A 12,076-nucleotide genomic window follows, 5' to 3' on the forward strand; every position below is an offset into this window, starting at 1 on the left:
CGGCAATGAGACGCTCTGAAATCAACGCAGCATTGCGTTTTGCCATCGAGATGCTCGACACTTGGCACTGGTCTCTTCCCGTCTGGGGCCAGTGGACCACAGCCGACGTCGCGGCCAATCCCGATGTGACGCACCATCTGCGCAGCCGACAGCTCGGCTGGGACGTCACCGACTTCGGCTCCGGCCGCTTTGCCGAACAGGGGCTGGTGCTCTTTTGCCTGCGCAACGGCATACTCGGTTTGGCGGGCGAGCGCAGCTATGCCGAAAAGCTGCTCTTCATCCAGGAAGGCCAGCTGACACCCGCCCATCTGCACAAGGCCAAGCAGGAGGACATCATCAACCGCGCCGGTGGCGATCTCGTCATCGAATTCTGCGCGGCGGATGAGACAGGTGGAACAACCTCATCCGAAGTGACCGTCCTTGTTGATGGTATCGAACACCAACTTGGCACCTGGGAACCGCTGGTCCTGCATCCCGGCCAGAGCGTGACCATTCCCACTGGTCTCTACCACCGCTTTTATGGAGCAAAGGGGACGGGTCCGGTTCTGGTCGGCGAAGTGAGCCAAGTGAACGACGACCGGACGGACAACTACTTCCTGGAACCCGTTGGTCGTTTTGCGGCCATTGAGGAGGACGCACCGCCCTTGAGGCCCCTCTGGAACGAGGGAAGCGCCTGATGAGAGCCGGGGAGGAGGTTCGAAACGGACGCGAGGCGAAGACAGGCGGCGGCATCGTCTGCGTCGGCAACTTCATCGTCGACCGCATTCACACGGTTTCTTACTGGCCCGAGCAGGGCAGCCTTGCTCATATCCTCCACCAGGATATGGGAGTCGGCGGCGGTGCGGCCAATGTGGTGACCGACCTCGCATCGCTCGGCTTTCACGGCCGGCTTTCCGTGGCCGGTGCACTGGGAGATGATCGCGACGGCGACTACGTCCGGCAGCGTCATGCAGCGCTCGGCATCAATATCGAAGGGCTTCGCACCCTGCCCGGCCATGCCACGGCCCATACCCATGTGATGAACGTCCCGGGCCAGAGCCGCACCTTCTTCTATCACGGTGGTTCCAACGACCTTCTGACCGACAGCGCGATCGATCCGGCAACCTATGCCGCGAGCGGACACCGGATCTTCTACCTGGGTTACCTGATGCTCCTTCCAGGCCTCGACCGAAGGGACGAAACCGGTTCCTCCGGAGCAGCCCGTCTTCTGAAGGCGGCACGCGAAGCCGGTCTGACAACCTGCGTCGATTTTGTCTCCAGCGAGGACCCCGCCTTCGCCAACCAGGTCGCCGTTGCACTGCCCCATTGCGACTACGTGATCGTCAACGAGACGGAGGCCGGACGCGCAACGGGGATCACCGTCAGGGATAAACAGGGTGCGCTCTTGCTGCCCGCCCTCGAAACCGCGGGGCAAAGACTGCTGGACGGCGGCGTTGTCCAAGGCGTGGTCATCCATGCGCCCGAGCTTTCGATCTGGCTCGCCCCCGGCAGCGCACCGGTCAGGACAGCGGCCTACCCCGTCGATCCGGCCGAAATCGTCAGCCCTGTCGGTGCCGGCGATGCCTTCTGTGCCGCAGTCTTGTTTGGCCTGCACGAAGGCTGGCCAATCCCAACCATTTCCGCTGTCGCCCATCGCGCGGCGGTCCATTGTCTCGGTGGTGCGACAGCCACCGACGGCATCCCCGACATGTCGGTCCTGCTCGCCGAAATCGGCGGCAAGGTCCCGGCAGCCGGATAGCAGGCCGGTCATGGCGAGGAGGCCGTGATCGTTCACCAAACCCAAGGGAGGAATAAACATGAGGAAGATCATCATTGCGGCAACGCTCGCGCTTGCAGCGAGCACAGGCATCGCCACCGCACAAGACAAGCCCGTCATCGCCAGCATCGTCTTCCAGGGCGACCAGTTCATGAAGTCGCTGCAGGCCGGCATGCGGGACGCCGGTGAGAAGGCCGGCGCCGAAGTTCTGGAAATCAACATCGATGGCGATCAGGCGAAGGAAAGCCAGGCAATCGACACTTATATCGCCCGTAAGGTGAATGCGATCGTCATCGCCCCCGTTTCCGCCAAGAATTCAGCTGCCGCCCTGAAGCGGGCCCGCGACGCCGGCATCGTCGTCGTCGCCGTCAATGGCGGCCTGACCGAAGCGGGTATTGCCCAGGCAACGTTTTCAACCTCCAACAAGGATCTCGGCGCCACCACCGGCAAGGCGGCGGCAAGCTTCATCAAGGAGACGCTCGGCGGCAAGGCAAAGGTTGCCATCCTCGGCTTCAAGTCGCTGCTGCCGGAACAGAGCGGTGAGCGCACCGAAGGCTTCAAGGAAGCCGCAGCAGAGGGCAACAGCATCGATGTCGTGACCGAACAGGACGCCTGGCTGCCGGAAAAGGCCGTCTCGGTCGCAACCGACATCCTGACGGCCAATGCCGATGTCAACGTCCTCTACGCGGCCAATGAGGGCGGCACCATCGGCGCCATGCAGGCCGTTCGCAACGCCGGCAAGGCAGGGTCCGTCTATGTCTTCGGCATCGACGGCTCGGAACAGCTGGCCAAAGGCCTGCTCTCCTCCGACAACGTTCTGCAGGCCGTGACCGCCCAGTCGCCTTTCGACATGGGTGCCAGCGGTGTCAACGCCGCTTTGGCCATCCTGAAGGGTGAAAAGGTTGCAGAGCAGACCTCCGTGCCGACCCTGCTGCTGTCGCGCACCGATCCGGATGGCGTGAAGGCCTTCGCGGAGTCGCTGAAGTAAGGCCGGCGGAGAGACCTCCATCCCGCTGGACAAGGGAGGTGCAGAGCGCGAGCCGCCTCTGCACCTCCCCCTTCTTCGAAGGCCCCTCGAATGCACGGAGCAAACATGGCGATCGCGCTCGAACTCAGGCAGCTGACAAAGCACTACGGAAGCGTGAAAGCGCTGAACGACTTCACTCATTCCTTCGCGAAGGGGCAGGTGCATGCGCTGCTCGGCAAGAACGGCTCGGGCAAGAGCACCTTCATCAAGATGCTGGCGGGCGCGGTCCAGCCGACCTCGGGCGAGATCCTGGTCGAGGGCAGGCGCTGCAGTTTCGCGCATCCGTCGGATGCCCTCAAGGCGGGGATCGTGACAGTGCATCAGGAGCTCAGCCTTGTGCCGCATCTGACGGTCGCCGAAAACATCTATCTCGGCCGCTTGCCGCGTCATGCCAACACGCCCTTCATCGACTGGCCCGGGCTGCGGCACCAGGCCAAGGCTCTGCTGGAGGAAATGGGCGCCGGCGACATCGACCCGGGCCAACCGGTTTCAAGCCTCTCGATCGGACGCCAGCAACTGATCGAGATCGTCAAGGCGATGTCCCTCAATCCTTCGGTGCTGCAGCTGGATGAGCCGACCTCGGCACTTGCCCAGGCGGAAGTCCAGCAATTGTTCACCCTTGTTCGCCGCCTGCGCGACCGTGGCGTGACGATCATCTACATTTCCCACCGTCTGGCCGAACTCGGGGAGATCGCCGATACCGTCACGGCCTTGCGCGACGGCCAGTTCACGGGCTCCTGTCCGATGGCCGAGGCGACACCTGCCGTCATTCTGGAAATGATGTTCGGCGACATCAAGCCGGCCACGCGACCGCCGCGTCCGACCGCAGCCGGAGAACCGATCCTGAGTATCCGGAACCTGCGCATCGCGCCTGTGCTCAATGACGTCAGCTTCGATCTGCACCGGGGCGAAGTGCTTGGCATCGCCGGCATGCTCGGCTCCGGCCGTACCGAATTATTGCGCGCGATCTACGGCGCCGGCCCTGTCGACGGCGGTCAGATCCTGGTGGATGGCAAGCAAGTCGACAATGTCTCGATACCGGTCATGAAGCGCCTCGGCATCGGCTACACCTCCGAAGACCGCAAGGAGAGCGGGCTGGTCCAGATCCTCTCCATCCATGCCAATCTCTGCCTTGCCGCCCTGCAGCGTTTCAGCCATCGCGGCTTCATCACCGAACAGCGCGAACGGCCCGCCGTCGACCGCCAGATCCGCAACCTGTCAATCAAGATCGGTAATTCGATGCTGCCCGTCTCCAGTCTCTCCGGCGGGAACCAGCAGAAAGTTGTCGTCGGCAACTGGCTCAACAACGAACCACGCATCCTGCTCTTCGACGAACCGGGCCGTGGCGTCGATGTTCAGGCAAAGCAGCAGATCTACCAGATCATCTGGTCGCAGGCCGTCGAAGGCCTGTCGAGCATCGTCGTCTCCACCGAACTGGAAGATCTCGTCGAATGCTGCGACCGCATCCTGATCCTCCGCGACGGCCGCATCGCGCAAGAATTCGTCAATGACGGCGTCGATCCCAAGACACTCTATGCCGCCTGCATGGCGCGGCAGACCAACCCATGATTTCGGAGAGGCCGATGACCCGCTCGGGCAACACCTTCGCGACCTTCGCACGACGCAATTCGATGCTGATCATCCTGATCGCGCTCTACATCCTCGTGGCCTTGACCGCCCGCGGCTTCATGAGCATCGACAACCAGCTGAACATCCTGCGCACCATTGCCGTACCCGGCATGATCGCCTTTGGCATGACCCTGTTGATCATCGTCGGCGAGATTGACCTCTCCGTCGGCTCGATGGTCGCCGCCTCAGCCTGCGTGCTCGCCTGGCTGGTCAGCCTGATATCCGGCGGCGCCTTTGAGCCTGGTGTCTGGCATGTCATCCTGGCAGGCCTTCTCACCCTGGGCTTCGGCGCCTCGGTCGGCATGTTCAACGGCTGGCTGCGCAATCGCTTCATGGTGCCGACCTTCATCTCGTCGCTCGCGATGATGGCGACGCTTGCCGGCCTCGCCAACCTCATCACCGACGGAACCCCAATCGAATCCTTCCCCTCGTGGTATTACTTCATCGGCAGCGGCCGCATCTTCCATGTCCCCTTCCCCGTCTATCTGCTGCTAATGGCCTTTGTCGTCACCCATGTGCTCGCCAACTACACAAGCTTCGGCCGCTCCGTTTATGCGATCGGCGGCAATGCCGAGGCGGCCAGACTGTCCGGTCTACACGTCAACCGCACCCGGACCTGGTGCCTCGTCATCACCAGCCTCTTTGCCGTGGTCGGCGGCATCGTCTATTCCTCGCTTCTGAATTCTGGCAATCCGACCATCGCCAAGGGTATGGAGCTGGAGGTGATCTCCGCCGTCATCATCGGAGGCGTCAGCCTCTTTGGTGGCAAGGGTTCGATCTGGGGCGCTTTTGTCGGCGTTCTCTTTCTCGGCGTCCTGCTCAATGCCATGACGCTGTGGGGCTTCAACCCCTATGCCCAGCAAGTGGTGCGCGGGGTCCTGATCCTCGGCGCCGTCTTCATCAACCTGATCATCGATCGACCGAAAGCAAGCCATGGCTAAAGAGGAACACATCGAGCGCATCTCGATGCGCTGGGATCGCGGCGAAGCCACCCTGCAAAGCCTTGGCGGCATGCTGGCTCCTGTACACTTCGATCTGGAGGACGGTCGTTCCGTCTCTCCCATGCATGTCGCACCTTGGCACGACGAGGACATGGACGATCAACCCGGCATCCTGCGCCGGCTGCGCGGCGACTGGCCCTGCGTGCCCTTCGGTTCACAGCCACAGGCACCTCTTCCATCGCCCTGGGATGCCGACACCCGACCTGCCGTGTTGCAGGCAACAGAGCAGCATCCGCATGGCTATGGCGCAAACCATCACTGGAGCCTGGGCGAGGCTGACGGAAGCCGTCTCACGGCGACCATTCGTTACCCGGGAGACAGCCCCATCGAGATGCTGGCCCGGGAGATCGAGGGAGTCCCCGGGAAAGCTGAAATCATCTGCAGCCTGACCATCACGCCTCGCAAGGATTGCCTGCTCCCGATCGGCCTCCACCCGGTCTTCCGGCTGCCGGGCGGTGAAGGCGAGGCCGAACTCGATGTGGGGCCGCACAGGGCGGTCTGGTCACATCCCCTAGATGAAGATCCGCCGCTCTCTCTGGTTCAGCCCAACCGCCCCTTTGAGAGCCTTGACGGGCTGTGGAGCCGGCACGATCGGCCGCTGTCCCTGTCGCGTCTTCCAATGTCCGGCCGTTCTGAAACACTCTTGCTGCTGACCGGCGCAAGCGGCAGGGTCGTCCTCACCAACAGGGCGGAACGCTACAGTGTCACCTTGCGCTGGGATCCGGCGATCTTCCCCAGCTTGATGCTCTGGATTTCCAATCGCGGCCGCGACTACCGCCCGTGGAACGGTCGCCATCTTGCGCTCGGTATCGAACCGGTCAGGGCCGCCTTCGACCTCGGCGAAGCCATCTCCGCTGGCCGAAATCCGCTGCGCAATGCAGGGACGGAAACCGCCTTTGCCTTCAAGGCGGGTGTGCCGCTTTCGACGAGATATGGCATCCGCGTCGATCCGGCTTGAGTGTTCAGTCCGGATCGGCAGGAGGTACGGCACCGGTCGTTTCCCTGACCACCAGATGCACCGGAAGGCGGACCAGGGATGCCGGTCTGCGCTCCAGCCCCTGCTGGCGATCGAGAAGACGTTCCTCGAGCCGACGCGTTGCCTCAAGGGCGACGTCACGGATCGGCTGGGCGACGGTCGTCAAACGCGGCAAGACATAGGACGCCTCCGGCAGATCGTCGAAGCCGATGACGGAACAATCCTCCGGCACGCGTCCGCCATTGTCGCGCACGGCATGAATGGCTGCGATTGCCGCGATATCAGAGGTTCCTATGATCGCGGTGATCTCGCCATGCTCCCGCTGGATCTGCTGTGCCAAGGCATATGTGCCTGCGAAGCTGTGGTCCTCACCGATCGCTTCGACTGCCGGCGGAAGCCCGCACTCGTGCAATATCCCGCGAATGCCTTCCAGCCGCAGCTGGATCGGCTGGCTGTGGCCGGGTGCACCGACCACAGCGATATGGCGGTGGCCAAGATCGACCAGATGTCTGGTCATGAGGCGTCCGCCTTCGACATGATCAGCCATGAAGACATCATCCGATATGCCGATGAGCTGCCGATCGATGGCGATGATGGGGATGCCCGATTCGACCAGCGGCTGCAGATGCGAGGTGCCGCCATAAGCGCTGGCCACAATGACGCCTTCGACACGCTGAGCCCTCAGCATCGCGACATAGCGCGCTTCATGATCCTCGTTTTCGGCTGAAATACAGATCAGTGTGTGGTAACCGCGTTCGAACAGTTCCCGCTCGATGGTATTGGCGAGTATGCCGAAGAAAGGCACGTCGATGGAGGGGAGCATCAGGCCGACCATCCGGCTGGCCTCGCCCCGGAGCATTCGAGCGCCTTTGCTCGGGGTGTAGTTCAGATCCTTGATGGCGGTTTCCACCCGCTGGCGAACGTCCAGAGAGACATAGCCACTGTTGTTCAGGACGCGCGAGACGGAGGACACCGAGGTTTCGGCAACCCTGGCTATCGTCCGAATACTGGTTGTCATGCCTCGCCTTTCCGCAATGCTCCACAAGGATCGCAGTACGAAGAATTGGCAGCCCCTACAAGTCGCAACTGCTCAAACCACCATCGACCCCTAGGTGGCGGTGTCCTTTGGGGCGTGCTCATCACCGGAATAGCCCAAGGCGACGGAGGCGCTTGCGCCAGCACTCTTGAGAAGCCGGATGTATTCCGGCTTCCGGGCTTCGTCGAAACGGAAGAGCGGGAAGGAGATCGACATCGCAGCGATCGGTTTGCCGAGATAGTTGAAGATCGGGATCGCCATGCAGCGAACGCCAGCTTCGCTTTCCTCGATCTCCTCGGCAAAACCCAGCTGTCGGGAGCGATGCAGTTCGTCCAGCAGGGCCTCCGGATCGGTAATCGTTCGCGGTGCCAGCCTGACCAGATCCATCTGCTTCAGCCGTTCGCGGATTTCCTCATCGTCACGCCAGGCCAGAAGCGCCTTGCCCAGGGACGTGCTGTGCAGGGGATTGCGCAAACCGAGCGTCGACTTCATCGAAAGACTGTAAGCAGAATCGTATTTGTGGATGTAGACGACCCGCTGGTCGCGATCGTCCAGAATGCCAAGATTGATCGATTCTCCGGTTGCACGGGACAGCTTGCCCATGGCCTGATCGGCCACCCGAAGGAGGTCAGCCTGCTCGGTCAGCGACCGCGCCCCGAGGCTGAACAGCTTCAGCGTCAATCCATATTTTTCCGTCTCCGGATCCTGTTCGACATAGCCGAGCTCGACCATGGTTTGCAGCAGACGGTGTGCTGTTGTCTTTGATGTCATGGCTCTCTGCGCCAGATCGGCGAGCCCGACCCGCTTGTCTTCGACAAGGGCCTCGATGACTGCGAACACCTTGAGGACCGCAGCCACATTCTCTGATTTTGGCTCTGATTTCGGGTGAGTGTCAGACATGGATGTTCTGCATTTTTCGGAATTACATTCTGGATTTTTGGGACAATCGTGTCAAGATGCGCGCCAAGCTGGTGCATGCTCCCGCCCCTGCTCTCAATGGTTTGAATATTGCCTTGAAAATTGCGTGTTGAAAAGTCTTTAGGAGTGTGATTTCTTATTTTCCGGAATTCAATTCCGAAAAAAATTTATTGAGGATCTCGACAGAATGCATCCGCTCCTGCAGCAAAAGTCCCATATCCTGGAGCGAAACGCGGTCTGCGAGCGCATAGACCGTCTGGCCCGAAATCTCGTAAACATCGAAGACAAGACCGGCGAGTTCCTGCTGCGTCTTGAGGATGGGCGCGTCATCGACACCAAGGGCTGGGCCGGCTGGGAATGGACCCATGGGATCGGTCTCTACGGCCTGTTGAAATACTGGCAGCTCACCGGCAATCAGGAGGCGATGGCAATCATCCGCGAATGGTTCGACGCGCGGCTTGCCGAGGGAACGCCGACGAAGAACATCAATACGGTAGCGCCGTTCCTGACACTTGCGCATCTCTATGAAATTTCGCCCCAGCCGCAATGGCGGGCCTATCTCGAAACCTGGGCCGAGTGGGTGATGTACGAAATGCCGAGGACCCGTGAAGGCGGCCTGCAACACATCGTCTACAACAGCGTCAACGATCAGCAGATGTGGGACGATACGCTGATGATGAGCGTTCTGCCGCTCGCCAAGATCGGCCTGGTGCTCGATCGTCCCGAGTTTGTCGAAGAAGCCAAGTATCAGTTTCTGGTGCATGCGCAGTATCTGATGGATACGCAGACGGGCCTCTGGTTCCACGGCTGGACCTTCGACGGCAATCACAACTTTGCCCGTGCCCGCTGGGCACGCGGCAACAGCTGGGTGACGATCGCCATTCCCGAATTCATCGAGCTGCTCGGACTGCCCGAGACCGATCCGCTGCGTCGGCATCTGATCTCCGTCCTGTCGCGGCAGGCAGAGACGCTGAAGGAGTACCAGGATGTGTCAGGTCTCTGGCATACGCTGATCGATGACCGTTCCAGCTATCTCGAGGCCTCGGCCACCGCAGGTTTTGCCTATGGTCTGATGAAGGCGGTGCGCAAGCGCTACCTGGATAAAAGCCATCTGCCTGTGGCCGAGCGCGCCATGAAGGCTGTCATCGACAATATCAGTGCCGATGGTGAGTTGCAGCAGGTCTCCTTCGGGACGGCCATGGGCAGCGACCTCGATTTCTACCGGCAGATCAAACGCACGGCCATGCCCTATGGGCAGGCCATGGCGATGTTCTGCCTGACCGAACTTCTGCGCAGCCACATCTGAGCGGCGCAGAATGAAGACGACGGTGGATCTGCCTGGAGGAGGCGGTTCGCCGGCGAAGCAGACATCAGTGACATCGGACGGGCGTGTGATCGCGAACCCGTCAGTCTCAGGAGGAGGAGATTATGACAATACTGACGAGACGCAGCATGCTGGGAGCCATGGGGGCGGTCGCCGCAACTTCGCTTCTTCCCGCCGTGCCCGCCTTTGCGGAGACCAAGACCATCCGGCACTACTGGTGGGGCAACCCCGAACGCGACAAGCGCACCTTTGCCGTCATCGAAGCCTTCCAGAAGAAGAACGCGGGCATTGCGGTTTCCGGCGAAACCATCGGTTGGGGTGACTACTGGACGAAGATGGCAACGCAGACCGCCGGCCGCAACATGGCCGACCTTGTCCAGATGGACTATCGTTATCTGTTCGAATACGTCCGGCGTGGCGCCCTGCAGCCGCTCGATCCGCATATCGGCAAGACCCTGATGATCGCCGATTTCGACCAGGGCCCCATCTCCGGCGGCAAGGTCGACGGGCAGCTTTTCGCCCTCAATATCGGCTCCAACAGCCAGGTCATGGTCCACAATACACGGGTGTTCCAGGAGGCGGGCATCGATGCTGACCTGATCAATTGGACCTGGGACGACTTCGCTTCCGCCTGCGAAAAGATCACCAGCAAGACCGGAGGTGCCGTCAGGGGTTCTGACGATATGTCTCTGCAGATCGAGGTGTTCGAGTCCTGGGCACGTCAGAACGGCCGCGAATTCTATGATGCCGAAGGCAAGGTTGCCGTCACCGCAGACGACGTGGCCGGCTATTGGCAGTATTGGGCAGACCTGCGCAAGGCCGGTCTGGTGCGTGACAAGGATCGGACCCTGACCCTTGATGCGCCGATCGTCGAAATGGGCGTCCCCGTCGGCGATACCGCCGTCTCCCATTTCTGGTCCAACCAGCTGGTCGGTATCCAGGCGGCTGCCAAGGACAAGATCGGCGCGGCCATGGTTCCGCACAAGGCCGGTGGCGGCCAGCCCGGCCAGTTCATCAAGCCGTCGATGTTCATGTCCTTGAGCCGGGACGCCAAGGATGTCGATGCCGCCATCGCCTACATGAATGCCTGGGTCAATGATCCGGAGATTACCGGCATCCTCGGCCTGGAACGCGGGATCCCGGCATCACCGAAGGTGCGCGAAGCACTGCAGCCCAACCTGACCGAAGTCGAGAAGCTCTCTGTCGACTACTTCGAAGCCATCGCAGGCAAGGTAGGCCCGCTTCCGCCTCCGGCGCCAAAGGGCGCTGGCGAAGTGCGCGATGCCTTCATGCGCATCGGATCTGAAGTGGTGCTCGGCAACATGGAAGCCAAGGACGCGGCGGCTGTCTTCGTCGAGGACGCCCAGGCCATCGTCGAACGGGCGCTTTGACCGCTCCTTAGCCCAAGGTCCCGGATCGGTTTTGCCCGGTCCGGGACCCGTTTCTCCGCCAGAAGGTTTTGTGAATGAGACGCTTCCTCGCGCGCAATGCGCCGGCTTACATGTTCCTGCTGCCATGGCTGCTCGGGTTTTTCCTTCTGGCGCTCGGGCCGATCCTGGCGTCGCTTTATCTGTCCTTCACGCGCTATGACATGGTCGGGACGCCTCGCTGGACCGGGCTTTCGAACTACGAATACATGTTCACCCGCGATCGCCGTTTCTGGAAGGCGCTTGAGGTCACGTTTCACTACGTCGCGCTCTCCGTTCCGGCCCGGCTGATCATGGCGCTCGCCGTTGCCATGCTGCTCGACAAGGGCCTGCGCACCATCGGCCTCTATAGGGCGATCTTCTATCTGCCCTCGCTGCTCGGCGCTTCCATCGCGATTGCCATCCTGTGGCGGGAACTGTTTGCGGCGGATGGCGTGGTCAATGAGCTGCTCGGCTATATGGGCATTCAGGCCTCGTCCTGGATCACCGATCCCAACACATCGCTCTACACGCTGGTGATCCTCGCCATGTGGCAATTCGGTTCGCCGATGCTGATCTTCCTGGCTGGCCTGCGCGGCATTCCACAGGATCTCTATGAAGCCGCAGAGATCGACGGAACGCCGAAATGGCGCCAGTTCACCCGCATCACGCTGCCGCTGCTCGCACCGGTGATCTTCTTCAACCTCGTGCTTCAAACGATCGAGGCCTTCAAGACGTTTTCCAGCGCCTTCATCATTTCAAACGGCACCGGAGCGCCGGCGGACAGCCTGCTTTTCTATACGGTCTATCTTTTCAACGAGGCCTTCAAGTTCTTCCGCATGGGCTATGCCTCGGCGCTTGCCTGGGTGCTGCTGCTGATCATCGCCGCCTTCACGGCGATCGCCTTCCTCACCTCGAAATACTGGGTGCATTATGAAAACGACCGCGACTGACCTCGAACTGGCGATGCAGCTCGACGAGGCTGCGCGGGTCGCTCACGAAT

The 12,076-nt window shown here is 61.3% G+C and carries 11 protein-coding genes; 9 read left to right on the forward strand and 2 right to left on the reverse strand.

What is annotated here, in order from left to right; translation table 11 throughout:
• Positions 1 to 5 precede the first annotated feature (5 nt).
• The 6 genes from J2045_RS06265 to J2045_RS06290 all read left to right on the forward strand — a co-directional run bounded on the left by J2045_RS06265 (position 6) and on the right by J2045_RS06290 (position 6,371).
• Positions 6 to 677: a D-lyxose/D-mannose family sugar isomerase gene (locus J2045_RS06265; RefSeq protein WP_307370586.1), complete on the forward strand. Its 672-nt coding sequence runs from the start codon at positions 6 to 8 to the stop codon at positions 675 to 677.
• Complete coding sequence (locus tag J2045_RS06270; protein ID WP_307370589.1) at positions 677 to 1,738, forward strand: carbohydrate kinase family protein; 1,062 nt, start codon at positions 677 to 679, stop codon at positions 1,736 to 1,738. Before J2045_RS06265 ends, J2045_RS06270 begins: the two co-directional genes overlap by 1 nt.
• Positions 1,739 to 1,796: 58 nt before the next feature.
• Positions 1,797 to 2,744, forward strand: a complete 948-nt coding sequence (locus J2045_RS06275) for a substrate-binding domain-containing protein (protein ID WP_307370592.1) — start codon at positions 1,797 to 1,799, stop codon at positions 2,742 to 2,744.
• A 105-nt stretch (positions 2,745 to 2,849) separates the two neighbouring features.
• A complete protein-coding gene (locus J2045_RS06280; protein ID WP_307370594.1) occupies positions 2,850 to 4,352 on the forward strand; it encodes a sugar ABC transporter ATP-binding protein in 1,503 nt (500 codons plus the stop codon).
• A 14-nt stretch (positions 4,353 to 4,366) separates the two neighbouring features.
• Positions 4,367 to 5,353, forward strand: a complete 987-nt coding sequence (locus J2045_RS06285; RefSeq protein ID WP_307370597.1) for an ABC transporter permease — start codon at positions 4,367 to 4,369, stop codon at positions 5,351 to 5,353.
• Positions 5,346 to 6,371 (forward strand): aldose epimerase family protein, encoded by a 1,026-nt coding sequence (locus J2045_RS06290; protein ID WP_307370600.1) that lies wholly within the window; start codon positions 5,346 to 5,348, stop codon positions 6,369 to 6,371. The genes J2045_RS06285 and J2045_RS06290 overlap by 8 nt, the downstream gene beginning before the upstream one ends.
• Positions 6,372 to 6,375: 4 nt before the next feature.
• Here J2045_RS06290 and J2045_RS06295 read toward each other — a convergent pair whose 3' ends face one another.
• On the reverse strand, positions 6,376 to 7,407 hold the full coding sequence (locus J2045_RS06295) for a LacI family DNA-binding transcriptional regulator (RefSeq protein WP_307370604.1): 1,032 nt from the start codon (positions 7,405 to 7,407) through the stop codon (positions 6,376 to 6,378).
• Positions 7,408 to 7,497: 90 nt separating this feature from the next.
• Positions 7,498 to 8,325 carry a DNA-binding transcriptional regulator KdgR gene (gene kdgR / locus J2045_RS06300; protein ID WP_307370606.1) on the reverse strand — a complete coding sequence of 276 codons (828 nt, stop codon included), beginning with the start codon at positions 8,323 to 8,325 and terminating at the stop codon, positions 7,498 to 7,500.
• Between the two features lie 205 nt (positions 8,326 to 8,530).
• On the opposite strand from kdgR, the gene bglB reads away from it, so the two are divergent.
• From bglB to J2045_RS06315, 3 genes are all read left to right on the forward strand, one after another.
• Positions 8,531 to 9,649, forward strand: a complete 1,119-nt coding sequence (bglB, locus tag J2045_RS06305; protein ID WP_307370609.1) for a beta-galactosidase BglB — start codon at positions 8,531 to 8,533, stop codon at positions 9,647 to 9,649.
• Between the two features lie 122 nt (positions 9,650 to 9,771).
• Positions 9,772 to 11,058, forward strand: a complete 1,287-nt coding sequence (locus tag J2045_RS06310) for an ABC transporter substrate-binding protein (protein ID WP_307370612.1) — start codon at positions 9,772 to 9,774, stop codon at positions 11,056 to 11,058.
• 74 nt (positions 11,059 to 11,132) lie between these two features.
• The gene (locus tag J2045_RS06315; RefSeq protein WP_307370614.1) at positions 11,133 to 12,026 is read left to right on the forward strand and encodes a carbohydrate ABC transporter permease; all 894 of its coding nucleotides are present in this window, start codon (positions 11,133 to 11,135) and stop codon (positions 12,024 to 12,026) included.
• The last annotated feature ends 50 nt before the right edge of the window (positions 12,027 to 12,076 follow it).

The organism is Peteryoungia aggregata LMG 23059 (assembly GCF_030814435.1).
GTDB classification, from domain to species: Bacteria; Pseudomonadota; Alphaproteobacteria; order Rhizobiales; family Rhizobiaceae; genus Allorhizobium; species Allorhizobium aggregatum.